We start from the raw sequence: 23835 nt of genomic DNA, 5'->3' as shown, positions 1-23835 counted from the left end.
GGAAATGGGCGATGACTGATCCTACCCAGCCGAAAAAGATCGCTTCCAGCCAATCGATCACCATGCCCAGCGGTGGCGATATCCACCTGATTCCACCACCACCGAAGCCCTGTGTGACGATCCTCGTGCACGGCGTCAACGACCTGGCGGGTTGCTACGCACGTATTGAGCAGGGTCTGTGCGCGGGGCTGAACGAACGTCTCGATATGCCACGTACCTTCCCCAACGGCGCGAACAACCCGGGATACCTGTTGCCGGCCAGCTACAGTGTGCCCGACGATGATGACGGCAAGGCCATTAACCCTGACGCCGTGTACTTTCGTCGCAAGTCAGGAACCACTAGCGAGGGATGCCAGCCGCGCAGTGTGGTAGTGCCATTCTATTGGGGGTTTCGCGAGGAAGAGGCGTTCATTCAGAAAGACGAGAAGCACGGTCAGTGGCTGGATCGAGATGGCAACCGCCTGGACAAGGCCGGTACCAAGGAAGGCGGCCAGTTCGCCAACGCCACCACCAACCTGCCGGATATGTGGGGCAAGGGTTTCAACGGCATGCTGCTCGGATTCATTTCCCTGAACAGGATCGGTGGCACACTGACCCACCCGTTGTTTTCAGCCGCCGGTCGGCGCTACATGGTGCTGGCTGCCATGCGCCTGGCCATGTTGATCAAGATCATTCACAAACGCCATCCGAACGATACGATCAACGTGGTTGGCCACAGTCAGGGCACGCTTCTTACGCTGTTGGCCCATGCTTTCCTCAAAGAAGACGGTGCCAAACCCGCCGATGGCGTGGTCATGCTCAACTCACCCTACAGCCTGTTTCAGCCCAATATGGATAAAGTCCAGAAATTGGGCGGTCAGCAAACGACCGGCGCGCGCATCGCTACGCTCAACGGCATCTTGCAATTCATCGCGGGCAGCCCTAATCCGGTGCCAGCCCTATCGGGCGTAGCCCTGAAAAACAAACAGGGCTACGGCGCGATTGGCGGACCTGGCTGGACGGGTACATCAGCATGTCAAACCACGATCCGTGGAGAAAAAATCACCTTCAATGAACGTGACAACCGCGGCTGCACTTTTCTCTATTTCACCCCTCAGGATCAGGTTGTGGGCCTGAAGAACGTCCAGGGTATCGGTTGGCAGGGTATCGGCGAGGAGGTCGATGGCCAGCCCGCGCGCAAGATCCTTCCGCAACGTTTCCATCAACGGGTATTTACCCTGCGCAAACGTAAAGGCGAAAAAGAACCCGTCGGTAAACATGTGCCTCCTTACGTCTACCTATTGCGCCAGGACAGTGAGCAACCATGGGAAGACACCGGACTGGGCTTCATGGACCGGATACCCAATGGTAGCCTGGACAAGGGCGCCAGCGTGGTATTGACCGCACCTCAATTACCGGTACCGGGTGACGTGAACTTTGCTAACGACGGCGTCGTCACCGCCCCTGGAGAGCAATCAAAAAGCGGGGTGTACCAGGTCAAGGACAAACTGGATCCTGTCGATGCTTCGATCGGCGTGGCCAATGGAGGCTGGGAGCCAGAAAACCCACGCCGCAGCCGTCAGGAGACCATGGAAGAGGCCTTGGCTTTCCAATATGGACAAGACATCAAGAGCGTTGAAGAGGCCCGCAACAAGGGCAAGGACGCCTCGCAGTGGGCTCATGTGTTTGCCGCTCGGTCTCAAGGCAATGGCATGGTTCTGATCACTCGCGGGGAAACGCCTTATGAGGCGCGGCTACGTCTCCAAGGCGAGGAGTACTCGGAAGCTCAGTCCTTTCACTCATCCATTCCCAACAACCCTGAACATAGCCGACAAGTGCTGGCCTATGACGTGGCAATTGGTGCAGGTGAGAGCGTTGATGATGCGACCTTTTATGCGTATCTGTGTCGTGTTGCGGATTGGCGACTGGATTGTGGGAGCACCCGCGCCAGAGGGAGGGCCCAGGCTGACGCGGAATTACAGAGTGACGGACCGGATGACGATGTGGAGGCGCTTTATCTTCAGGATGAAAATAAACCGCTGATCGACGCCACGGTGATCTATCGAAAGAGTGGCAAGCTGCCTGACGCTGTGAATGATCAAATGCCCGCATTGGTGGCCACGCAGACCCGGACTGAACTGAAGAATGGCGAGCCCATTCGTTTTGGTGGTGTCCCTTGATGCGCGAGCTACTTACGTACCTGTCTTTCACCAGCCTTCTGCTGACCAGTCATCTGGCTCAATCGGCTGAACATTTATTGACGGCTAGCCGTTGCTTTGTCAGCCCGGCTTCGCCCGTGGCTTCCTATACTTCGGCCAAGGAGGCCGCCGCCATGCCTGCTGATACTCGTTACCGCGCCCCTGCCACTTCGCCTCGCCTGGAAACACTCGATGTGCTCAGCATCGGAATGAGCCTTGACGTCTACCGCCAAGGCCAGGCCTGGCAAACCCTGCAAGAACAAAATGCCAGACAATCCGAAGCCCTGCACGTCGGCAGCATCCTGCCCATGGACCCGAAGAAGTACCCGGTAACCGCCGATGACAAGGATGCCGCCTCTGAGAAGAGGGAGGCAGATGCCTTGGAGCTGGGCTTGCGCGATTTCCTGGAGAAATGGCCCATTCCGACCGTGACCGTGGTTCGTGGCTGGAAACCCGATACACCGAATCTGCGCTTTACGCCTGAAAGAACCCGGAAAAGCCTGTCGGTGATGGTCAATGACCTGCGCGGCCCCGCCGGGTTGCACTGGCATCGCATTCGTAATATGCAGGACGGAATTGTCTGCAGTGATACCCCCGAAGATTTACTGGAGACGTTGTTCCAGACCTTCGAGCACAATCCAGATTTGCCGGCACTGCTGGTCTACGCCAATGAAGGCTTCAACATGGCCTTGGCGTTGAGCACGAAAGGTAATAAACCCATCGGCCTCGGCACCGGGCCGCGACAACCCGGCGAACTCACCGACTCAATGGTCGCCTTGGTCGTCGGCCGTCCCGAGCGCGTGGAATGGCTGCGTTATTACGCCCAGTTCGCGAAGGTGAACGAGAACAAGATCGACCCGGAATTCTCCGGTTGGGGCGCACGTAAACCAACTGTGGAGTTCCAACCGTCGGAGTTCATTCCTCAACCATGGACTCAACGCGCTTTCGAGCAATGGGACGCACTGCCCGTGCTGGCCAAACTGCATCGACCAGTCACCGTGTCGCTGCTACGGCCTGACAACGGAGAACGCCTCAAGCGCGAAGCCTTGACCGTCAAACTGGCCGCAGGCTGGAAAAGCGCTACTGACGGGCTCCCTCAAAAACCGGCTCGAGTTTTCTTTGATGGTGGCTTGAACACCACACCTCTGGCTGAACTGCTGCCAGCGCTCACCGCCGCGCACAGTCCGCTAGACCTGCTCGATTCGCGCGAGAGCTACGATTTGACCCAGCGCTTGGGCGACACTGGCTCGGCCTCGCCGTTTGTCGGCCTCACCCTGGCAACGATGGCCAGTTATCTGAACGCGGACACCAGCGTGGTCATTCCGATGCGCCGCCCTGACCAGGCAACGATCATTGCCGTGACCTCGCCAACGCCCGGCAAAAAGCCTTCAGGCAATGATCATTTCGGCGTCAACCTGATGCCACAGACCGCGAGCACCGAGGAGCCGCCAGCCGCACCGAATGCCCATTCGGCGCCAAAAATGCATGTCATTGAACAGGATCACACGCTGGAAGAATTCCTCGCCGACCAGAAACCGAAAACCAACTGGATGGACGATCTCTAGGAGGCCTGCTGCCATGGACATCATTCGGCTCGGCGACTCCACCAGTCATGGTGGCACCGTTCTTGAAGCTTTCAACCAGACGGACCTGAACGGCAAACCCATGTCCGGTGTTGGTCATAAGGTGGTTTGCCCACTGTGCAAAGGGGTTTTCCCGATCACGCAGGGCAGCGCCCTGCTGGATGTCGGCGGCATCGCAGTGGCGCTTCACGGGATGAAAACCGCGTGCGGCGCCAGCCTGATTGCCAGCAACCCCAAGGGCGAAGCTGCAAGTTGAAAACGTGGGGCGTTCTTTACGTCTGCGCTGCTGCCCGGGAAACAAGCTGGATCAACGGTTCTTGTTCACCCCCGACCAGAGCAGCGAGGGCAGCGTCCGTGAGTCCAGCAACGTTTCATCAGCCGTAACCAGACGCGGGAGAACATGCCAGGGATGGTTGGCACTGCGGTGATGATGCAGGTGCAGATTGATGTGATAAGGCCAAATGAAAAACCGCCCGACGCACCCGACTTTCCAGGCATATGTCCATTCCCGCCAACCGGGGGTGACGTCTGGTCCGCCACTGTGCTCGGCAATGCTGCGGATTTTCTGCAGCAGGGTGCCCAGCGTGGCCAGTGGCACCAACCAGAAAAAAACCATCAGCAAGAGCGTCTGGGCGGACGTTTGCCAAGCGATGAAAGATAAAAGGAACAGCCAGATCACGCCGGCAGCCAATGCCGGCCGGGTCATCTTCGGTGATGCTCCGCCCGCCGCCTTATAGGCGCGCAGATTGCGCAGCGTGTTGATCAACAACAGATCCCCGAGCAATTGTCGCAGCAACAATTTGCCGCTCAGTGGACGGAAATCCCAAGGCTGGCGGTGATACAAAAAGCGGCGCTCCGGGTCGTTGGCGGTTCCGGTCTGTTGATGATGTTCGAGGTGCAGGGGCCGATAGAATTCCACCGGGACCATTCCCGGCACACCGATTGCCAGGTTGATCAGAAAGTCGTTGAGCGTGCGATGACGGGTCAGGTGATAGTGCGTCGCGTCGTGGTACAGGATGAACAGCGCATGTTGGCGCGCGGCAATCACCACGAAGGCCACGCCATACAGTCGCCAGTCCCCCACGTACAGGGCGATGCGCAACGTGACGATGATGCACAGCCATTCCAGCAGGATCGCCGCCATGCTGCGCAGATCCACTTTCAGGCGCTTGAGCATGACGGTGAACAGGCCTGCCAAGCCGCCGATCGCAGCGCCATACACCACGTCGAGCAGCACGTGCTGGCCCGTCGTCAACACGGTAATCCCCAGCACCACGCTCCACAGACTGAAGAGCCAGGCCGTACGGACGCGCAGGCAAGCGAGGACAACGCTGATCGCCACCGGCAAAGCCAAGTGCCCACTGGGCGAGGCGGCCAGCGGTGAGTCGAGTTGGTAGAACCACGTGAGCCACTGCGACGAGTTCTCCGGACGCTCGATCATGGTTGGCCAGAACAAGTGGCTCAGCAGGCAGGTTCCGGACGCCACGGCCGCCGCAAAAAAAGCGGGCAACAGCCATTCGCGGCGCCGCCCCAGTAGCACCAGTGCCGGCATGATCAATACATAGCTCAGGTACAGCGGCAAGGTGTAAGGCAGTCGAGCAATGTGCGCGTCAAAACCTGTCGGTTGAATCACCCGCACCGCGCCCATCGGATAGTGCGTGACGAGAAAATACAGCGCGCCAGTGACGACGGTGTAGATCACCAGCCAGAGGAAGGGTCGCGTCACGATCGAAGTATCAAAGTGATGACTGACAAACGTGGATGACATGAATAAGGCGCCTGATAGGTTAGAACAAACTCAATTTTTCATACCGCCATGAACGGCGATTTCTGCTCGGTTATTCAAGGTTTGCACCTTCAGAAAATGACAGCGACGAAAGGAAGTCTACGTTGCATTGACCCTTTCAACTCGCCAAACTCCAGACATCTTGCTTGCGATGCCGAGGATCTCCATGCGTTTGAGCGCAACGTCAGTTGAATGCTCCGATCTGCATCCACATGAAATCAATCGGATGTTCGAGATTTATTCCGCCTCCTACTGCGACATCTCTCGCCCGCAATTTGATCAGGATTTGCAGGACAAGACCCATTGCATCGTGTTGCGTTGCGCGGATCAGACTATCGTCGGTTTCACCACACTCAAACGCTATGAGCGCACGTGGTGCGGGCAATCGATCAGGGTGATTTTTTCCGGCGACACTATCATTGACCGCGAACACTGGGGCAGCCAGCAACTGGCTTTCGCGTGGATGCGCCTGGCCGGTGAGATCTGGCAGGAGCAGCCTGACGTTCCGCTGTACTGGTTTCTGATCTGCAAGGGTCACCGCACCTACCGTTATCTGGCCGCCATGGCGTTGAACTACGCCCCCCGCGCTGGCGTGGTGACGGACCCTGCGGTTAAGGCACTGGCGGATTATCTGGCAGTGGATCGTTTCGGCGAGGCCTATGATCCCGCAACGGGCGTGCTGTCTTTCACAGTGCCACAAGGTCGCTTGACGACCGAGCTGGCACACGTCCCCGCCCCTCACCTGCGCCTGGAAAACGTCGCGTATTTTCTACAGCAGAATCCTCGTTATGCGTCGGGCGATGAGCTGGTCTGTCTATGTGAATTGCACCCCGAAAACCTTCGGCCATTGGCGCTGCGTCTGTTTGCCGCCGTGCAACCATGCTGATCCGCCAGGCCAGCGCGGCGGACAATCGGCAGTTGCTCGATTTTCAGGCGCAGCGGGCCATGCAGGGTGGTTTGCCAATGCGCTTCGATCGCGGGCCGGACTACTTTGCGCTGCACCGTTGTCATGCCAGCGACCATCGCACCTGGCTGGCCGAGAACGAAACCGGTGATCTGAAGGGCATCGCCAGCCTGGTGGTGCGTGAGGGCTATCTTCAGGGCGACATTCAGCCCGTGGCCTATCTGGGTGACCTGCGGCTGGTGCCTGACCGACGCCTGTCGCTGTCGTGGATGGCCGAGGTCAAAGTCCGTCTTGCAGCACTGGCCGGTGAAACGGGGGTGCAGCACGCCTATTGCTGTGTCATCCGCGACAACCGTCTCGCCACCCAGTCACTGCTCGGCGGACGGCGCGCCAATCCACTCGGGCTGGCGCACTGGCGGGGCTACAGCAACGTCGCCGTGTATGCCCAGCGTGGCTGGGGAAGCACCCCGCGAACGCCTGAGCACGTGCGCATCGTGCAAGCGCAGCCGTGTCACGCCGACGCACTTCGCGCGTTTCTAGACCGGGAATCGGCAGATCAGCCCTTCGGCAACGTCTTCAGTGAGGCGCTGTTTGCCAGGCGCCTGGAGACTTGGCCGGACTTCGGCCTCTCGTCATTTCTGCTGGCACTGGACACCCGAGACAACCTGCTGGGCTGCGTCGCGCCCTGGGATGCCGGGCGGATCAAACGCGTGGTGGTTGAGACTTTGCCGCTGACCCACCAGGCCCTGCGCCTCGCGTTCAACACCTGTGCGCCGCTGTTGGGGCGCCCCGCCATTGCCGCGCCCGGCGAGGCGCTGCGCGACGTTTACCTGACCCATTTGCACGTCCGACAACGCGACCCGCAGATTTTTGCGGCACTGCTGGACGCGACGTGGATGCGCGTTCGCGGTCAGTACGCGTTGATGCAACTATGCCTGTATGACCATGACCCATTCTGGCTGGCCATGAAGCGCTATCGCGCCGTGTCCATAGCCATGGACTTGTACACGGCGCCTTGTGTGGGCAATGCCACGGCGTTGACGCCGCAGGATGCCGAGCGCATCCCAGGGTTTGAAATCTATCTCGTCTGAGCGCAACCGTGCAGGACATCCAATAGCGTCAACCAGAAACGCGTGGCGTCAAAGCCACCGCCGCCCAGCACCGGTTGACCATGGTCGAGCCGGGGCAGGCAGATCTGCGGCATGCCCGCGATGCGTTGATGTTCGAGGTAAAACTGGCCGTCATGGGCCCAACCCGGTCGTCGCGCATTGAGGCGAGCATGATGGGTATCGAAGCGCGAACTGGGGACGGCGCTCCAACTGATCACGTGCAGGCATTGCACGTCGGCGGGCAAATGTTTGAGCAGGTCGCTGATGTGCGGGTCGCGCAGACTGCTGATATCCCGCGCGCCAGCGGCCACCCAACGGGTTTTTGCCAACACCCGGCGAAGGCGATCAAACGGGTAGTCGAGGTTCGACTGCCCTGCGCTGCAAGCCAACACGTCATCGATGACTGTGGACGGACCTGTCGGTGGTTGCACCAGCACCACACCGTCACACGCCTGACTCAACAGTTTGTCCTCTGCCAATGCCGCGAGCGCGTCAAGCCCACCCTTGCTGTGCGCCAACACGACAAATCGCTGCCCCTGCCTGAGTCGGGCCGTCAGCACCTGACTGATATGTCGACCTTGCGCCATGACGCCCCGAGAGGAACGCACAGGCATGCGCAAAACCGGATAGCCCCGGCGCCGCAACGTCCGCGCGCAATCCTGAAAACAGCCGGGCAACCATTCGGAAAACAGCCCGGCCACCAGTACCACCAACGTGTCCTGGGAAAGGTTGAGCGTGGGCTTGGGCCAGGACGCGATAAATTGCTCCGTGCAGTCCAGCAATGCGTCGGGCGCGACGAATTCGGTTGCCGGAAAATGCCGTGACCACTCGGCAAATCCCTCAGGTGTCCAGGCGGGTGTCATCGCCGAAGGCCCTTTCATGGTGTGCGCCCAGCGTATTCGTCGAGGGTTTGCCGCGCCGTTGCCAACGCTTCACGGGTGTCGAGATGGTTGGGGTGAAACCCCGGAATGAACCAGGCAAGCCATTTCGGAAACACACGGATCAGTGGGCCGGGTCGGACGAATAACCATGCGAGCAAACGCAGCCATTCGCGCCCGTTGCGACGCTGCCCATCATTGCTTGCCAGTCGGTAAATGAAATACAGGACATCGATGGCAAAGTAGCCCGTCATGATCAGCATGACCCCGCAACGCATCAGGTATCGCCGCAGCAGATTGCTCACTACCACGCCCAGCACATCGTAGGCGACGGCCTTGTGTTCGGTTTCTTCGATCGCATGCCAGCGCCACAGCATGGCCATCTTCGTATCGGCGCCTTCAAGGATCGCGGGATGACGCAAGAGTTGATCGGAGAGGATCGCGGTGAAATGTTCCAGGCTGGCCGTCATGGCCAGGCGCATCACCGGGGAAAATTTGTTGCCCACCTCCTGGCGGCGCATCAGCAGTTGTTCCAGCGCATCAATCGGGGCGCCTTGTGCCGCGAGTAGCTGGTTATACGAACGATGTTCGCGGATATGCGACGCTTCCTGATAAACGAACGCGTCAACGGCCTGGGCCAGCGCCGGATCTTCGTCGATCGCCTTTCGAAAGTGCACGACACTGTCGATGAAGAGTTTTTCGCCAAGTGGAAACATGATCGACAGGCCATCGAAAAAGCGTGTTACATGAGGCCAGCCACGGTACCAATAGCGAGGAACCTGCTCATCAAGTGCAAACCGCAGGGTACGCCGGGGGATGTCTGCACTTACGGATTTTGTCAGCGAGCGTCTGCTGAAAAGGCGTTTTAGATACGACATAAAGTTTTCTGCGGTTCCTCATCGCTCCGCCGCGTCAGCATTTGATCGTTAGCAAAGCGGTCAGGACGGTATACTTTTTCGACTCGAGCATTCTCAAGGACCCCATATGCGCAGTTCCAGTGACATTTCGCAAATGCGTCGTTTCGACGTGGGCAATCTGTGTGTTCTGGCACTGCAGACGCTGGTTTGGGGTATGACCCTGACGTGGCTGTCCCACACCGATGCGGGCGGGCTCAAATGGCTGGTGCTCATTCCGTTTTGTCTGGTCATGCAAGGCGTCTTCTCGATGATGCACGAGTCCTTTCATGGACTGGCGCACAGTCGCAAAAAACTCAACTACTTTGTCATGTGGTGGGCTTCTACCCTGTTTGGTGCTTCGGCCACGCTGATCCATATCAATCACCTGGGTCATCACGTCCGCAATCGCACACGCGCAGAGCTGGCCGACTTTGCAGTTGCGGGTGAGTCGCTGTGGCGCAAACGAATCGAGTACTACTTCGCGGTGCTGGGCGGTATCTGGTTGGCGGCGTTTATCGGCAGTCTTTTATTGCCGGTGCTGCCGGCGCGCATCACGGACAAGTGGTCGCAAACCGCAGAGGTCAACACCTATGCCGCAGCCTTCAAGGACTTCTCCAGCGCCGACTTCAAACGAATCCGCTACGAAGTCATTGCCGGTGTCGCCGCGTGGTTATTGATCGGGCTGTTGCTGGGGTGGACGTGGCACGTTGTGCTCATCACCTATAGCGCTTTTGCATTTTCCTGGTCGTCGCTGCAGTGGGTGTACCACATGCGTACGCCGCTGGATGTCGTCGAGGGCGCCTATAACATGCGCGCCCCGCGACTGGTTCGCTGGGCGTTTCTGAACTTCAACTACAACCTCACTCATCATCGGCACTCGGCCATGCATTGGCAGCAAATGCATGAGGCCTCCAACCTGAAGGAAACCCGGCCACTCTGGTATGGCTGGCTGCTGGTTTTCCTGCCGCCCCAGCGGTTACCCGATGACTTGACGCAACTGGACAAGACCTACTTCTGATGAGCGCCAACATGGATGTCAAACGCGCGCTGTGGCAGACCTTCCTCGAGCACGCCAAGCCGACACTCGATCAATGGCACGCGCAACTCGAGCAACCGCAAGCAACGCAAGAACGCTTATTGCAGCGCCTGCTCGAAACCAATCGTGATTGCGCATTCGGCCGCGCCCACCACTTTGCCCGACTGCAGGACTCGTCGCAGTTTCGCGATAACGTACCGGTCCACACCTACGCACAACTGCAGCCGTGGATCGAGCGCGCTCAACATGAATCCGCAGCGATTCTGACCACCGCCACACCGCTGTTTTTCGAGCGTACGAGCGGCAACAGCGCGCTGCAAAAAGCGATTCCCTATACGCGCGCCTTCCTCGCAGAAATGCACAGCGCGCTGACCGTGTGGCTCGCCGACATGCATCGCCAGGTGCCGGGCATCAGTCATGGCTCGAGTTATTGGTCGATGTCGCCGCCCCTGCAAATGCCCGTCGCCGGGCCCAATGGCATTTGTCTCGGCTCGGCCAGTGATCTGGAGTATTTGAGCGGCAGTCATCTGGCCGGTCTGGCAGGGACGTTGCTGATTCCAGAGTTTAACGGTGCACTGTCGCAATGGCGCCGCCAGACCCTGCTGGCCTTGCTGGCCGATGCTGATTTGAGCTTTATCAGCGTATGGAGCCCGACCTTTCTGACCAGCCTGTTACAGCCACTGTTCGACGCCGAAACACCCGAACAGTTGCAGACGTTTGCATGGCTGGAGGCCGCGCTCCCCGCGCCGCGCCGCTCGGCGTTACGCCGCGCGCGCGCCCAGGGTGACTGCAGCGAGTTATGGCCACGCCTGGCCGCCGTCAGTTGCTGGATGGAAGGTCCGAGTCGCCATTACTTCACGCAACTGGCCGCGCGTTTTCCGCAGGCGCAGTGGCTGCCAAAAAGTCTGTTTGCCACCGAAGGCGTCGTGAGTGTTCCCTTCGGCGACGGACCGGGTTGCCCGTTGGCGATCGGCAGCCATTATCTGGAATTTCTTTGCGAAGACGGCAGCCTGCGCCACGCTCATTCGTTACGTCTGGGCGAAACGGCGCAGGTGCTGCTGAGCACCGGTGGCGGCTTGTACCGCTACGCTTTGGGCGATCGGGTCCGCGTCGTCGGCATGTCGGGCGCCACGCCACGGGTCGAGTTTGTGGGACGTGCCACGGGGACCAGTGATCTGGTCGGAGAAAAACTCGATGAACACGTCGTGCAGAACCTGTTCGAGCGTTGCCCGACCACCCAGGCTGGCGCATGTCTGATCCCCAATGCCTATGCTTCGCCACCGCATTACACGGCGCTGGTGGCGATGTCCCGAGACCTCGATGCCAGTGCTTTGGCGCTGACGATCGAGGCGGCACTGTCCGACGCCTTTCATTACGGCCAGGCACGCCAGCTCGGGCAACTGGGACCGGTGCAGGTGCGCCTGCTCGACGGCGGCGCTGATCAGCTCGCGCAGGTGCTGCAACAGGCGGCGGAGTCGAGCGGCATTCGTGCGGGCGACTTCAAGCCGCGTTCGCTTATCAATCGACTGGAAACAGCCGAAGCCCTTCTCGCTCTGACGGAAAGCTCATGTCGGCACCTTTGAACAACCTCCTCGAGACGCCCGACGATGGCACCCTCGAACAGTGGTATGTGGCGTGCGCACAGAAAGAACTGCGCAAAAACAAACCTTACCGGGCGAAGATTCTAGGCTTGAACCTGGTGCTTTTCCGCCAGCGTGACGGCCAGGTAGCCGCATTGCTCGACCAGTGCGTGCATCGCGGCACGCGCCTGTCGGCGGGCAAGATTGCCGACGATTGCCTGGTGTGCCCTTATCATGGCTGGCGCTACAACGCTCAGGGGCAAGTGGTGCATATCCCCAGCGTCGGCGAGACGTCGTGCTCGTCGACATCCCCCGCGTATCGCTACCGCCAGCGTCACTTTGCGGTGCAGGAACAGGACGGACTGGTCTGGGTCTACACCGGCACGGGTGACCCGCAAAGCAAAACCGTGTTCAAGCTCCCGGTCTACGGCGAAAAACCCTGGCAGTCCTATTTCATGATCAACACCTTCGAGGCCGACGTCGGCAGCCTCGTGCAGAACTTCATGGATGTGCCACACACTGTTTTTGTCCACGAGGGTATCTTCCGTTCCAGCAGCGGGCGAACGATGGAAGCCACGCTGGCGTGTAAAGCGCAGAGCATTGAAGTGACGTATCACGACGACGGCGACAAGATCGGTTTGATGGACTGGCTGAGCAACCCAGACGGCGAGCCGCTGGTGCACACCGATCGTTTTTTTGCGCCCAACGTCACCCGCTGCGACTATCGGTGGGGCGAGCGTTCGGCATTCTTCATCATCAGTCAGATCACGCCCATCGATTCGCGCCAGTCGCGCGTCTACACCTACATCGCCTACCGCTTCCGCTTACCTCGCTGGGTACTGGGCCTGTTGCGCCCTTTCATTCATCTGTACACCCACATCGTGATTCGCCAGGACGTGAAAATCATTCAGGCGCACCGCCAAGGCCTCGACAATGTCGCGGATTTCAAACCGTGCAACGTGCAGGCCGATGCCGTTCATATAGGGGTCGAGCAGCTACTGGCCGCCGTAAAACGCGGAGAAGCGTTACCACCAGCACAACGCCGTGAATCGCGGATTCGCTTCGAGCTTTGAGAGCGGACGGTAAACGATTCACTGACGAATAGCGTTCCTCTGATCTTTGTTACAGTGAATGTCGATCGCTCTGCCGTGCTTTCGCAGCTGTTGCAAAGTCGGTAAGGTCGGCGCGTTTTCCCTATGCTCGGAGCACCTTATGCCCGCCCCTGTTCTGTCCGGCCCGCAATACCTTCGCGAAGGCCTCAAACTGGTCCTCAGCCCCGGCCTGCGACTGTTCGTGTTGTTGCCGCTGGCCATCAATCTGGTGCTGTTCGTCGGATTGATCTATCTGGCCGGCCACCAGTTCAGCCTGTGGGTCGATACGTTGATGCCCTCGCTGCCCGACTGGCTGAGTTTCCTCAGCTACATCCTCTGGCCCTTGTTCGTGGTGCTGGTGGCGTTGATGGTGTTTTTCAGCTTCACCATGCTGGCCAATATCATCGCCGCGCCGTTCAACGGTTTCCTCGCGGAAAAAGTCGAAGTGGTGGTGCGCGGCACCGATGATTTCCCGGCGTTCAGCTGGGGTGAACTGATCGAAATGATCCCGCGCACCCTCGCCCGGGAAATGCGCAAACTCGGCTACTTTCTGCCACGGGCCATCGGCCTGTTCATCCTCTCGTTCATCCCGGTGGTGAACATCATCGCCGCACCGCTGTGGCTATTGTTCGGCGTCTGGATGATGGCGATCCAGTACATCGACTACCCGGCGGACAACCACAAACTGGGCTGGAACGAAATGCTCGCCTGGCTGCGCCAGAAGCGCTGGCAGAGTATGAGTTTCGGCGGGATTGTTTATCTGGTGCTGCTGATTCCGCTGGTCAACATCCTGATGATGCCGGCTGCTGTAGCCGGGGCAACGCTGTTCTGGGTGCGTGAGCGTGGTGCCGAGGCACTGGCTCAGGAAAAAGCCTGAGCCTCCAGTCTTTAATCCTGATAACTCAGGGGTAAACGCCAGCTAACAACAGCCCTACCAACACCCACACCGCAACGCCTGGCAGGATGATCAGCAAGTTCCAGGCGTTGAGGCGATTGTTACTCAGGCCTTGCGGGTCGTTCGCAGCCAAATTGATCAGTTGTTGACCTTCGCTCGCGACATAAACTCTTATCGGCAACATGATCAAGGCGACAAGACCAAGAAAACTCAGCTCAGGAATCTGCTTGGGAAGCTTTTCGAATATGTGCGCGACTACGGTCAATACGACAAAGACTGTCGCCCACTGCTCAAGATCCCAATTGGATTTACCGCCCCTGTCGAGAATTCGTTTTTTGGCGAGCCGGTAAAGCTGATGCACAAAAAACAAATAGAAAAAAGCTCGCGCCCACGGCCATAGCTCTTGTTGAGTACTGCGCTTGTGCAGGCTCCAGTTCTTGTAAATCCAGAAATAGAAATACAGGCCAAAACTGAGGATCGACAGCAGAATGAACTTCCACCGTGCGACAACATAAAACTCTGGAGTTTGTTCACCCGCAACCAACAGTTGCGCCTCAGCCGGCGCATAAGCATTCTCGGACACAGCCGTTTTCCTGGAAAAAGAGTTTAAGCCAAAGCTAACGACCGCATAGGCCAAAGGTTTAGGCAGACAGATAAGCATCTGTCATTAATCCATCATCAACTTGACACAATGGCGACATCGCCTCAGCCGACACTGAGGTCATGACGACAGCTCTGCATATCACTCTGATCAGCGAAACCTTCCCACCGGAAATCAACGGGGTGGCCAATACCCTCGGCCGCTTGTGCGATGGCTTGCGCGCGCGCGGGCATCGCGTCGAACTGGTGCGTCCGCGTCAGGCCGATGATCCGCAGCGCAGTGAAGATGATGCGCTGCTGTTGTGTCGCGGCTGGCCGTTACCCGGTTATCCGGGCTTGCAATGGGGTCAGTCGTCGATGCACAAACTGCTGCGGCGCTGGAAGCGTCAGCGCCCGGATGTGCTGTATATCGCCACTGAAGGCCCGCTCGGTTTATCGGCGTTGCGCGCGGCGCGGCGACTGGGGATTTCGGTTGTCAGCGGCTTTCACACCAATTTCCAGCAATACACCAGTCAATACGGCCTCGGTCTGCTGACCCGGATGCTGACCCATTACCTGCGCTGGTTTCACAACCGTTCGGCGCTGACACTGGTGCCGAGCGTCAGTCAGCGCCTGGAACTGGAGCGCCGGCATTTCGAGCGTCTGGCGTTGTTGTCGCGAGGTGTGGACAGCCAGCTATTTCATCCGGCGAAACGGCTGAACGCTTTACGTGAGCAATGGGGACTGGGCGAGCGTGACATTGCGGTGATTCATGTAGGACGGCTCGCACCAGAGAAAAACCTTGGTTTACTCAAACGCAGCTTTGAAAAACTGCGCAGCACTTATCCACAGCGCAATATGAAGCTCATCGTGGTCGGTGACGGGCCGCAACGCATGGCACTGGAAAAGGATCTGCCCGAGGCGATTTTCTGTGGTTCACAGCGCGGGGAAGCGTTGGCTACGCACTATGCGTCGGGGGATGTTTTTCTGTTCCCGAGCCTGACCGAAACCTTCGGCAATGTGGTGCTGGAAGCGCTGGCTTCAGGGCTGGGTGTCGTGGCTTACGATCAGGCAGCGGCGGCGCAACATATTCGCCATGGCTACAACGGCGTGCTGGCAATGCCAGGCGATGAAGACGCGTTTTGCGATGCAGCGGCGTGGTTGCTGGAGGAGGACGAAACGTTGCGTTGCGTGCGGCTCAATGCGCGGCAGCATGCAAGTCGCCAAGGCTGGCCAGCGGTGATTGAGCAGTTTGAAAGTCATTTGCGTGGGGCGTGCGTGGGGGAGCAGGTTGTGCCGAATGCACAGACACTGCCTTAGGTCTTCGCTGATTTTGAAGCCGCCATCGCTGGCAAGTCGAAAACGTCGCACCGCAGCTCCCACAAGGGGCTGTGATGAACACAATTTTTGTGAACACCCGCAAAACCTGTGGGAGCTGCGGTGCGACGTTTCGACTTGCCAGCGATAGCGTCAGTGAGAGCGACGCTTAAACCAGCGTCATCAACGCCTCACGGCTGAACGGCAGAATGTCCTGCTCACGCCCTTCACGCACTTTCAGCGCCCAGTCCGGATCGACCAGCAGCGCACGCCCCACCGCTACCAGATCGAATTCCTCTTTATTCAGGCGCTCCAGCAGTTTCTCCAGACTGGCCGGCTGCGCAACCTTGTCGGTGTTGACCATGAACTGCAGGAACTCGCCATCCAGGCCAACACTGCCAACGGTGATGGTCGGCTTGCCAGTCAGTTTGCGTGTCCAGCCGGCCAGATTCAGATCGGAGCCATCGAATTCCGGCTCCCAGAAGCGCCGCGTCGAGCAGTGGAAAATATCCACGCCAGCGTCGGACAGCGGCTTGAGGAACTCGCCCAGCGCTTCCGGGGTTTGCACCAGACGCGCGGTGTAATCCTGCTGCTTCCACTGCGAGAAGCGGAAGATGATCGGAAAGCTTTCACCGACCGCCGCACGCACGGCTTGAATCAGTTCGATGGCAAAACGCGAACGGTTGGCCAGGCTGCCGCCGTATTCGTCAGTGCGCTGGTTGCTGCCTTCCCAGAAGAACTGGTCGATCAGGTAGCCGTGAGCGCCGTGGATTTCCACGCCGTCCATGCCAATGTTTTGTGCATCTTTAGCCGCTTGAGCGAACGCGGCGATCACGTCCTGAATGTCTTGTTTGCTCATGCCGTGCACGACGACCTGACCGTCCTTGAGTTTTTCCGACGGGCCGTAACCCGGCACGCTGGCGTCCGGCTCGGTGCCGATGCGCCGCACGCTGCCCACGTGCCACAGTTGCGGAACGATCTTGCCGCCCTCGGCGTGAACCGCATCGACAACTTTCTTCCAGCCGGCCAATGGCGCGTCACCAAAAAATTGCGGCACGTTCGGATAACCATTGGAGGCAATGTGGCCGACGGTCGTGCCTTCGGTGATGATCAGGCCGACACCGGCTGCTGCGCGACGGCGGTAGTACTCGATGACTTTCGAATTAGGCACGCCGCCTGGAGAAAACGAACGGGTCATAGGCGCCATGACCACGCGGGTCGGCAGTTCGAGGGCACCGAGATGAAACGGTTTGAACAAGGCTTGAACCGGCATTGGAAGGCTCCACAGGGAATGACTTTATGACGGCGATAATATGGAGCGTTGCAAGCTTTGAACAGCACTATTGATTTGAATGATTAAGGGATAGAAACGAAAAGATCGCAGCATCGGCAATCCCTGTGGGAGCTGCCGAAAGCTGCGATCTTTTGATCTTTGGCGATTTAACCCAGCGCTTTCTCGATCGCGGCAATCACCGTCGGATCATCCGGCGCCGTGCGCGGCGAGAACCGAGCCAGCACCCGGCCGTCCTTGCCGAGCAGGAACTTCTCGAAATTCCAGGTGATGTCACCGGGGAACTCCGCACCCTCGCCCGCCAGCAAACGGTACAACTGATGACGATCGTGACCGTTGACTTCAAGCTTGCTCGACAACGGAAACGTCACGCCATAGTTGAGGCTGCAAAATTCCTGAATTTCCTGCTCGGTGCCCGGTTCCTGACCGGCAAATTGGTTGCACGGCAGGCCCAGCACACTGAAGCCTCGGCCTTTGAATTGCTGATAGAGGTTTTCCAGCGCCGCATACTGTGGGGTCAAGCCGCACTTGGAGGCGACGTTGACCACCAGCACGACTTGGCCCTTGAACGGTGCCAGCGGTAGCTCCTGACCATCCAGGGCTGTCAACTTAAGGTCGTGAAAAGCACTCATGACGGACTCCAGGATTCCCGTGTTCTACTCGAAACAGCCACTTGGCGAGGCCACCAAGGACAGCCGCGGACTAAAAAGGCGCCCGCAGGCGCCTCTCCAGTTCTCGAAAGCTTAGCGCAGAAATCAGTGGTGATGGCCACCTTCGCCATGGACGTGACCATGAGCGACTTCTTCCTGGCTGGCATCACGGATGTCAACGATCTTCACTTTGAAGTTCAGGCGCTGACCGGCCAGTGGGTGGTTGCCGTCGACAGTCACGTCGTCGCCGTCCAGGTCACGAATGGTGACGATCTGCATCTGGCCGTCCGGCGCCGAAGCGTGGAACTGCATGCCGACTTCCAGCTCGTCAACGCCTTCGAACATGCTGCGGCTCAGGGTGCTGACCAGTTCAGCGGCGTATTCGCCGTAAGCGTCTTCCGGTTCAACGGAAACTTCCAGCTCATCACCAACAGCTTTACCTTCCAGAGCTTTTTCCAGGCCCGGGATGATGTTGCCTGCGCCTTGCAGGTAAACCAGCGGAGCGCCGCCGGCGGAGCTGTCGATGACCTCACCAGCGTCGTTGGTGAGGGTATAGTCGATGGAGACAGCCTTATTGGCGGCGATCAGCATGGGGCGAGACCTTTTGCATAAGAATATAGAAAGGCCAAGTTTAGCGAAGCAATCGCGCGAAAGCGAACACAACCCGGACAAACGGGATTCGACCATTACCGGCTTTCATCAGGACGAGGAAGGTCACTGGGTGGCCGAGCTTTCCTGCGGCCACACCCAACACCTGCGTCATCAGCCGCCGTGGCAATCGCGAGCCTGGGTCCTTGACCCGGCGCAACGTATTGAAAAAATAGGCCAACCCTTTGCCTGTGGTTGGTGCGCGCAAGGCTCGGTTAGCGATAACCTTGGCGACTGAATTTCGGTAGTCAGCCAGACATAAGCTGACACCATTGCCATGCAACTTTAGAGAATTCGCATGCAAACTTTTTTTATCGCCCCCACCGATTTTGGCGTGGGTCTGACCTCCATCAGCCTCGGGCTGGTGCGTACATTGGAGCGAGCGGGCTTGAAAGTCGGCTTCTTCAAACCGATTGCCCAGCCGCATCCGGGTGACACCGGCCCCGAGCGCTCGACTGAACTGATGGCGCGCACTCACGGCCTGAAGCCGCCGCAACCGCTGGGCCTGGCCCACGTCGAGCGGATGCTCGGTGACGGTCAGCTCGATGAGTTACTCGAAGAAATCATCGCCCTGTATCAACAGGCCGCCATCGGCAAGGACGTGCTGGTGGTGGAAGGCATGGTGCCGACCCGCAGCGCCAGTTACGCCGCACGGGTCAATCTGCACCTGGCCAAAAGCCTCGATGCCGAGGTGATTCTGGTCTCGGCGCCGGAAAACGAAGTGCTGGCCGAACTCTCTGGCCGTGTCGAATTGCAGGCGCAGTTGTTCGGTGGCCCGAAAGACCCGAAAGTCCTCGGTGTGATCCTCAACAAGGTCAAGACCGAAGAAAGCATGGACGCCTTCGCCGCGCGTCTGAAAGAACATTCGCCATTGCTGCGCAGCGGTGATTTCCGCCTGCTCGGCTGCATCCCCTATCAACCGGAACTCAACGCGCCGCGCACCCGCGACGTCGCCGACCTGATGGGCGCGCAGGTGCTCAACGCCGGCGACTACGAAACCCGGCGGATGACCAAAATCATCATTTGCGCACGCACCATGCGCAACACCGTCGAGCTGCTCAAGCCCGGCGTGCTGGTGGTGACACCGGGCGATCGCGACGACATCATCCTCGCCGTCAGCCTCGCGGCGATCAACGGCGTGCCGCTGGCCGGTCTGCTGCTGACCAGCGACACCCTGCCCGATCCGCGCATCATGGATCTGTGCCGTGGCGCGTTGCAGGCCGGTTTGCCGGTGTTGTCGGTGAGCACTGGCTCCTACGACACCGCCAACTTGCTCAATGGCCTGAACAAGGAAATCCCGATCGACGACCGCGAGCGTGCGGAGATCATCACCGATTTCGTCGCCAGCCATCTCGACGCCAACTGGCTGCACCAGCGCTGCGGCACGCCACGGGAAATGCGCCTGTCACCTGCCGTATTCCGCTATCAACTGATCCAGCGCGCCCAGGCCGCCAACAAGCGCATCGTTCTGCCCGAAGGCAGCGAGCCGTTCACCGTGCAAGCGGCGGCGATCTGCCAGGAACGCGGGATTGCCCGTTGCGTCTTGCTGGCCAAACCCGAAGACGTCGAAGCGGTGGCCCGCGCCCAAGGCATCGTGCTGCCGCCGGGGCTGGAGATTCTCGATCCGGACCTGATCCGCGAGCGCTACGTCGAACCGATGGTGGCCCTGCGCAAAACCAAGAGCCTCAATGCGCCGATGGCCGAGCAACAACTGGAAGACACCGTGGTGATCGGCACCATGATGCTGGCGCTGGATGAGGTCGACGGGCTGGTGTCCGGCGTGATCAACACCACCGCCAACACCATCCGCCCGGCCCTGCAACTGATTAAAACCGCACCGGGCTGCACGCTGGTGTCGTCGGTGTTCTTCATGCTGTTTCCGGAAGAAGTGCTGGTGTATGGCGACTGCGTGATGAATCCGCATCCAAGCGCCGTGGAACTGGCCGAGATTGCCCTGCAAAGCGCCGACTCGGCTGCGGCGTTCGGCATTACCCCGCGCGTGGCAATGATCAGTTACTCCAGCGGCGAATCGGCCACCGGCGAAGAAGTCGAGAAAGTCCGCGAAGCCACCCTGCTCGCCCACGAACAACAGCACTCGCTGCTGATCGACGGCCCGCTGCAATACGACGCTGCCGCCAACGCGGAGGTTGCCCGGCAACTGGCGCCGAACAGCCAGGTGGCCGGTCGCGCCACGGTGTTCGTCTTCCCTGATCTGAACACCGGCAACACCACGCACAAAGCCGTGCAACGCAGCGCCGATTGCGTCAGCCTCGGGCCGATGCTGCAAGGCCTGCGCAAACCGGTGAATGATTTGCCGCGCGGCGCGCAAGTTGATGACATCGTCTACACCATCGCCCTCACCGCGATTCAAGCCGCCAACCGACCTATGGATGTGTAAATGCTGGATTTTCTACCTGCACCGTTGCGCGGCGTGATCGCCTCGCTGCTGTTGGCACTCAATACGATTCTGCTGTGCTCGTTTCTGTTCTGTGTGGCGCTGATCAAAGTGCTGCCATTCGACCTCGCCCGGCGTGCCTCACTCTGGTTGATGAGCCACACGCATGAAGCGTGGATCAGCAACAACAAAGGCTGGATGAATCTGGTGCGGCGCACCCGTTGGCACATCAGCGGGCTGCAAGGCCTGGACTACAAGCACTCGTACCTGATCACCAGCAACCATCAGAGCTGGGTCGATATTCTGGTGCTGCAATACGTGCTCAACCGGAAAATTCAGCCGCTGAAGTTCTTCCTTAAGCAGGAGCTGATCTGGGTGCCGGTGATCGGCCTGGCTTGGTGGGCGCTGGGCTTTCCGTTCATGAAGCGCTATTCCAAGGCGTATCTGGAAAAGCACCCGGAAAAGAAAGGCAAAGACCTGGAAACCACGCGCAAGACCTGCGCGAAGTTTCGTAATAATCCGGTGGGGATCTTCAACTTCGTTGAAGGCACGCGCTTCACCGAAGGCAAGCATGCGCAGCAGCAGTCGCCGTTCAAATACCTGCTCAAGCCCAAGGCTGGCGGCATCGCGTTTGTGCTGGATGCGATGGGCGAACAGCTGGAGTCGATCGTCAACGTGACCATTCACTATCCGGGCGGCCGTCCGGGCTTCTGGGATTTGCTGTGTGGCAATGTGCGCGATGTGGTGGTGCACTTTGAAGAGCTGAAGATCCCGCAGCAGTTCATTGGCAAGAACTACGACCAGGACGGCGAATATCGCCTGCAATTCCAGGGCTGGATCAATCAGCTGTGGCTGGACAAGGATGCGTTGCTGGAACAGATGCACCGCGAATACCCAGCGAAGTCCTCAGGCGCCTGATCCGCCCTCATCGCTGGCAAGCCAGCTCCCACAGGTTTCTCTGCGTTACACAATCTTTGTGTGCGCTGAAAATCCCTGTGGGAGCTGGCTTGCCAGCGATAGCAATCTCAAGACAACAAAAAAGCCCGCCGAAGACTACTCATCGGCGGGCTTTTTCTTGCAGCTTGAAACTAGAAGCTTGTCGCTGCTTTATTGCTTAGATCGCGCCACGCTTGCGCAGCAGATCCAGCACTTGCTTGACGCTTTCTTCCAGCGACAGCGACTGGGTGTCGATCACCAGATCGGCATTCAGCGGCACGTCGTACGGGAAGGACTCGCCCGGGATGTTGTCGCCGCCAGCCGCGTACAGGCCTTGCGGATCACGCTCGGCGCACACGGCTGGCGAGGCCTGCACGTAAACCGTCAACAGACGATCCTTGCCAATCAGATCCTTGGCCTGCTCGCGCCCTTCGGCACTTGGCGCGACGAAGGCCGCTAACGTCAGCAGACCGGCCTCGTTGAACTGACGCGCCACGTGCGCGGCACGACGCCAGTTCTCGGTGCGGCCGGCGCGATCCTGTGGCAGACCTTTGTTGAGGTCGTGACGCAGGTTCTGGCCATCCAGCACAAACACCGCGCGGCCCATGTCGAACAGCTTGCGTTCAACCGCGTAGGCCAGAGTGCTCTTGCCCGCGCCCGACAGACCGCTGAACAACACGGTGGCCGGTTGCTGACCGAAACGCTGAGCGCGCTCTTCGGTGGCAACGTGGGCCAGTTTGCCGTGGTGCGAAGCCGTGCCATGAGCCACTGGCTGCGCGACGATCATGCCGGCGCCGACGGTGCCGTTGGTCAAACGATCGATGATGATGAACGCGCCAGTGGTGCGGTTGCTCTCGTAACCGTCGAGGGCGATCGGCGCGTCGAGCGCGATCTTCACCTTGCCGATTTCGTTGAGCTGCAACGCGCTCGCCGGGCCTTCTTCAAGGGTATTCACGTCGACCTTGTTGACGATGCTGGCGATAGAGCCCGGCACGTAACTGGTGGCGCGTTTGATGTCGTATTTCTTGCCCGGCAGCATCGGCTCTTCAGCCATCCACACCAGCATCGCTTCGAAGCTGTCGGTGACCGGCGGCACGTTGTCGGCATGCACCAGCAGGTCGCCCCGGGAGATGTCGATTTCGTCTTCCATGGTCAGCGTCACAGCCTGACCAGGACCGGCGTGCTCCAGCTCACCTTCGAAAGTGACGATGGACTTCACGCGGCTGCTCTTGCCCGACGGCAGCACCACGACTTCGTCGCCCTTCTTGACGATGCCGCTGGCCAGCGTGCCGGCGAAACCGCGGAAGTTCAGGTTAGGACGGTTGACGTACTGCACCGGGAAACGCAGATCGGTGAAGTTGCGGTCGCCCGCCACTTCCACGGTCTCGAGAATTTCCATCAGCGACTGGCCTTTGTACCAAGGCGAGCGCTCGGACTTGTTCACCACGTTGTCGCCCTTGAGGGCAGACATCGGCACGAAGTGCATGCTGGTCGGCTTCATCTTCAAGCCTTCGGCGAACTTCAGGTAGTCGGCCTTGATCGACTCGAACACGCCTTCATCGAAGCCCTTCAAGTCCATCTTGTTGATGGCGACGACGATGTGCTTGATCCCCAAAAGGGAGGCGATAAAGCTGTGGCGACGGGTCTGGGTCTGCACGCCGTAACGGGCGTCGACGAGGATGATCGCCAGGTCACAGGTGGACGCACCCGTGGCCATGTTGCGGGTGTACTGCTCATGGCCGGGGGTGTCGGCGATGATGAATTTGCGTTTGGCGGTGGAGAAATAGCGGTAAGCGACATCGATGGTGATGCCCTGCTCGCGCTCGGCCTGCAAGCCGTCGACCAGCAATGCCAGGTCGATGTCATCACCGGTGGTGCCGACTTTCTTCGAATCGCGGGTGATCGCTTCCAGGTGATCTTCGTAGATCATCTTCGAGTCGTGCAGCAGGCGCCCGATCAGGGTGCTCTTGCCGTCATCGACGTTACCGCAGGTCAAAAAGCGCAGCAGCTCTTTACGTTCGTGCTGGCCCAGGTAGGCGAGGATGTCCTCGCTGATCAAATCAGAAACATGCGACATGACAGCC

At 59.2% G+C, this 23835-nt stretch carries 21 protein-coding genes; 13 read left to right on the top strand and 8 right to left on the bottom strand.

What is annotated here, in order from left to right; all coding sequences use genetic code 11:
- Positions 1-11 precede the first annotated feature (11 nt).
- The 3 genes from KI231_RS04740 to KI231_RS04730 are packed head-to-tail and all read left to right on the top strand — an operon-like array spanning position 12 to position 4016.
- Positions 12-2159, top strand: a complete 2148-nt coding sequence (locus tag KI231_RS04740) for a T6SS effector phospholipase Tle3 domain-containing protein (protein WP_213027575.1) — start codon at positions 12-14, stop codon at positions 2157-2159.
- Positions 2159-3742 carry a type VI lipase adapter Tla3 domain-containing protein gene (locus KI231_RS04735; RefSeq protein ID WP_283246357.1) on the top strand — a complete coding sequence of 528 codons (1584 nt, stop codon included), beginning with the start codon at positions 2159-2161 and terminating at the stop codon, positions 3740-3742. Before KI231_RS04740 ends, KI231_RS04735 begins: the two co-directional genes overlap by 1 nt.
- 13 nt (positions 3743-3755) lie before the next feature.
- Positions 3756-4016, top strand: a complete 261-nt coding sequence (locus tag KI231_RS04730; protein WP_054048120.1) for a PAAR domain-containing protein — start codon at positions 3756-3758, stop codon at positions 4014-4016.
- A 51-nt stretch (positions 4017-4067) separates the two neighbouring features.
- Here KI231_RS04730 and KI231_RS04725 read toward each other — a convergent pair whose 3' ends face one another.
- Positions 4068-5528: a fatty acid desaturase gene (locus KI231_RS04725; RefSeq protein ID WP_213027573.1), complete on the bottom strand. Its 1461-nt coding sequence runs from the start codon at positions 5526-5528 to the stop codon at positions 4068-4070.
- Between the two features lie 244 nt (positions 5529-5772).
- Between KI231_RS04725 and KI231_RS04720 the strand changes: the two genes are divergently transcribed.
- Together KI231_RS04720 and KI231_RS04715 are read left to right on the top strand one after the other, a co-directional pair.
- On the top strand, positions 5773-6432 hold the full coding sequence (locus KI231_RS04720; protein ID WP_213028743.1) for a hypothetical protein: 660 nt from the start codon (positions 5773-5775) through the stop codon (positions 6430-6432).
- Complete coding sequence (locus tag KI231_RS04715) at positions 6426-7541, top strand: hypothetical protein (protein ID WP_213027572.1); 1116 nt, start codon at positions 6426-6428, stop codon at positions 7539-7541. Before KI231_RS04720 ends, KI231_RS04715 begins: the two co-directional genes overlap by 7 nt.
- On the opposite strand, the gene KI231_RS04710 is transcribed toward KI231_RS04715, so the two are convergent.
- Together KI231_RS04710 and KI231_RS04705 are read right to left on the bottom strand one after the other, a co-directional pair.
- On the bottom strand, positions 7529-8422 hold the full coding sequence (locus KI231_RS04710; RefSeq protein ID WP_213028742.1) for a hypothetical protein: 894 nt from the start codon (positions 8420-8422) through the stop codon (positions 7529-7531). The two genes, KI231_RS04715 and KI231_RS04710, sit on opposite strands and share 13 nt — an antisense overlap.
- Positions 8423-8436: 14 nt before the next feature.
- Complete coding sequence (locus tag KI231_RS04705; protein WP_213027571.1) at positions 8437-9315, bottom strand: metal-dependent hydrolase; 879 nt, start codon at positions 9313-9315, stop codon at positions 8437-8439.
- A 106-nt stretch (positions 9316-9421) separates the two neighbouring features.
- Here KI231_RS04705 and KI231_RS04700 point away from each other — a divergent pair, with 106 nt between their 5' ends.
- The 4 genes from KI231_RS04700 to cysZ all read left to right on the top strand — a co-directional run bounded on the left by KI231_RS04700 (position 9422) and on the right by cysZ (position 13917).
- Complete coding sequence (locus KI231_RS04700; protein ID WP_213027570.1) at positions 9422-10351, top strand: fatty acid desaturase; 930 nt, start codon at positions 9422-9424, stop codon at positions 10349-10351.
- Positions 10351-11952, top strand: coding sequence for a GH3 family acyl-acid amido synthetase (locus tag KI231_RS04695; protein ID WP_213027569.1), 1602 nt, complete (start codon positions 10351-10353; stop codon positions 11950-11952). The genes KI231_RS04700 and KI231_RS04695 overlap by 1 nt, the downstream gene beginning before the upstream one ends.
- Positions 11937-13022, top strand: coding sequence for a Rieske 2Fe-2S domain-containing protein (locus tag KI231_RS04690; protein ID WP_213027568.1), 1086 nt, complete (start codon positions 11937-11939; stop codon positions 13020-13022). The genes KI231_RS04695 and KI231_RS04690 overlap by 16 nt, the downstream gene beginning before the upstream one ends.
- A gap of 139 nt (positions 13023-13161) precedes the next feature.
- Positions 13162-13917, top strand: coding sequence for a sulfate transporter CysZ (gene cysZ / locus KI231_RS04685; protein ID WP_103303096.1), 756 nt, complete (start codon positions 13162-13164; stop codon positions 13915-13917).
- A 25-nt stretch (positions 13918-13942) separates the two neighbouring features.
- On the opposite strand, the gene KI231_RS04680 is transcribed toward cysZ, so the two are convergent.
- Positions 13943-14596 (bottom strand): hypothetical protein, encoded by a 654-nt coding sequence (locus KI231_RS04680; RefSeq protein ID WP_103303097.1) that lies wholly within the window; start codon positions 14594-14596, stop codon positions 13943-13945.
- 38 nt (positions 14597-14634) lie between these two features.
- On the opposite strand from KI231_RS04680, the gene KI231_RS04675 reads away from it, so the two are divergent.
- Positions 14635-15834, top strand: coding sequence for a glycosyltransferase family 4 protein (locus KI231_RS04675; RefSeq protein ID WP_213028741.1), 1200 nt, complete (start codon positions 14635-14637; stop codon positions 15832-15834).
- Between the two features lie 166 nt (positions 15835-16000).
- On the opposite strand, the gene KI231_RS04670 is transcribed toward KI231_RS04675, so the two are convergent.
- The 3 genes from KI231_RS04670 to KI231_RS04660 all read right to left on the bottom strand — a co-directional run bounded on the left by KI231_RS04670 (position 16001) and on the right by KI231_RS04660 (position 18363).
- A complete protein-coding gene (locus KI231_RS04670; RefSeq protein WP_213027567.1) occupies positions 16001-17104 on the bottom strand; it encodes an NADH:flavin oxidoreductase in 1104 nt (367 codons plus the stop codon).
- Between the two features lie 167 nt (positions 17105-17271).
- Positions 17272-17754, bottom strand: coding sequence for a glutathione peroxidase (locus KI231_RS04665; RefSeq protein ID WP_213027566.1), 483 nt, complete (start codon positions 17752-17754; stop codon positions 17272-17274).
- A gap of 123 nt (positions 17755-17877) precedes the next feature.
- Positions 17878-18363 (bottom strand): FKBP-type peptidyl-prolyl cis-trans isomerase, encoded by a 486-nt coding sequence (locus tag KI231_RS04660; RefSeq protein ID WP_095119463.1) that lies wholly within the window; start codon positions 18361-18363, stop codon positions 17878-17880.
- On the opposite strand from KI231_RS04660, the gene KI231_RS04655 reads away from it, so the two are divergent.
- From KI231_RS04655 to yihG, 3 genes are read left to right on the top strand one after another with little or no spacing between them, the layout of a single operon-like run.
- Positions 18332-18658, top strand: coding sequence for a DUF3565 domain-containing protein (locus KI231_RS04655; protein WP_103303285.1), 327 nt, complete (start codon positions 18332-18334; stop codon positions 18656-18658). The two genes, KI231_RS04660 and KI231_RS04655, sit on opposite strands and share 32 nt — an antisense overlap.
- Before the next feature lie 60 nt (positions 18659-18718).
- Positions 18719-20818, top strand: coding sequence for a phosphate acetyltransferase (pta, locus tag KI231_RS04650; protein WP_103303101.1), 2100 nt, complete (start codon positions 18719-18721; stop codon positions 20816-20818).
- Positions 20819-21733: a 1-acylglycerol-3-phosphate O-acyltransferase, YihG family gene (yihG, locus tag KI231_RS04645; protein ID WP_103303102.1), complete on the top strand. Its 915-nt coding sequence runs from the start codon at positions 20819-20821 to the stop codon at positions 21731-21733.
- Between the two features lie 196 nt (positions 21734-21929).
- On the opposite strand, the gene cysN is transcribed toward yihG, so the two are convergent.
- Positions 21930-23828 (bottom strand): sulfate adenylyltransferase subunit CysN, encoded by a 1899-nt coding sequence (cysN, locus tag KI231_RS04640; RefSeq protein WP_213027565.1) that lies wholly within the window; start codon positions 23826-23828, stop codon positions 21930-21932.
- Positions 23829-23835 lie beyond the last annotated feature (7 nt).

Origin of the sequence: Pseudomonas sp. Seg1 (genome assembly GCF_018326005.1) — a bacterium.
Taxonomy (GTDB): domain Bacteria; phylum Pseudomonadota; class Gammaproteobacteria; order Pseudomonadales; family Pseudomonadaceae; genus Aquipseudomonas.
The sequence above is the reverse complement of the archived record's forward strand: the minus strand, read 5'-3'. Positions and strand labels throughout refer to the sequence as shown.

Bases quoted from the DNA above. Each gene is read 5' to 3' on its own strand.
- KI231_RS04740 (WP_213027575.1), top strand. From the start codon at position 12: ATGACTGATCCTACCCAGCCGAAAAAGATCGCTTCCAGCCAATCGATC.
- KI231_RS04735 (WP_283246357.1), top strand. From the start codon at position 2,159: ATGCGCGAGCTACTTACGTACCTGTCTTTCACCAGCCTTCTGCTGACC.
- KI231_RS04730 (WP_054048120.1), top strand. From the start codon at position 3,756: ATGGACATCATTCGGCTCGGCGACTCCACCAGTCATGGTGGCACCGTT.
- KI231_RS04725 (WP_213027573.1), bottom strand. From the start codon at position 5,528: ATGTCATCCACGTTTGTCAGTCATCACTTTGATACTTCGATCGTGACG.
- KI231_RS04720 (WP_213028743.1), top strand. From the start codon at position 5,773: ATGTTCGAGATTTATTCCGCCTCCTACTGCGACATCTCTCGCCCGCAA.
- KI231_RS04715 (WP_213027572.1), top strand. From the start codon at position 6,426: ATGCTGATCCGCCAGGCCAGCGCGGCGGACAATCGGCAGTTGCTCGAT.
- KI231_RS04710 (WP_213028742.1), bottom strand. From the start codon at position 8,422: ATGACACCCGCCTGGACACCTGAGGGATTTGCCGAGTGGTCACGGCAT.
- KI231_RS04705 (WP_213027571.1), bottom strand. From the start codon at position 9,315: ATGTCGTATCTAAAACGCCTTTTCAGCAGACGCTCGCTGACAAAATCC.
- KI231_RS04700 (WP_213027570.1), top strand. From the start codon at position 9,422: ATGCGCAGTTCCAGTGACATTTCGCAAATGCGTCGTTTCGACGTGGGC.
- KI231_RS04695 (WP_213027569.1), top strand. From the start codon at position 10,351: ATGAGCGCCAACATGGATGTCAAACGCGCGCTGTGGCAGACCTTCCTC.
- KI231_RS04690 (WP_213027568.1), top strand. From the start codon at position 11,937: ATGTCGGCACCTTTGAACAACCTCCTCGAGACGCCCGACGATGGCACC.
- cysZ (WP_103303096.1), top strand. From the start codon at position 13,162: ATGCCCGCCCCTGTTCTGTCCGGCCCGCAATACCTTCGCGAAGGCCTC.
- KI231_RS04680 (WP_103303097.1), bottom strand. From the start codon at position 14,596: ATGCTTATCTGTCTGCCTAAACCTTTGGCCTATGCGGTCGTTAGCTTT.
- KI231_RS04670 (WP_213027567.1), bottom strand. From the start codon at position 17,104: ATGCCGGTTCAAGCCTTGTTCAAACCGTTTCATCTCGGTGCCCTCGAA.
- KI231_RS04665 (WP_213027566.1), bottom strand. From the start codon at position 17,754: ATGAGTGCTTTTCACGACCTTAAGTTGACAGCCCTGGATGGTCAGGAG.
- KI231_RS04655 (WP_103303285.1), top strand. From the start codon at position 18,332: ATGGAGACAGCCTTATTGGCGGCGATCAGCATGGGGCGAGACCTTTTG.
- KI231_RS04660 (WP_095119463.1), bottom strand. From the start codon at position 18,363: ATGCTGATCGCCGCCAATAAGGCTGTCTCCATCGACTATACCCTCACC.
- pta (WP_103303101.1), top strand. From the start codon at position 18,719: ATGCAAACTTTTTTTATCGCCCCCACCGATTTTGGCGTGGGTCTGACC.
- yihG (WP_103303102.1), top strand. From the start codon at position 20,819: ATGCTGGATTTTCTACCTGCACCGTTGCGCGGCGTGATCGCCTCGCTG.
- cysN (WP_213027565.1), bottom strand. From the start codon at position 23,828: ATGTCGCATGTTTCTGATTTGATCAGCGAGGACATCCTCGCCTACCTG.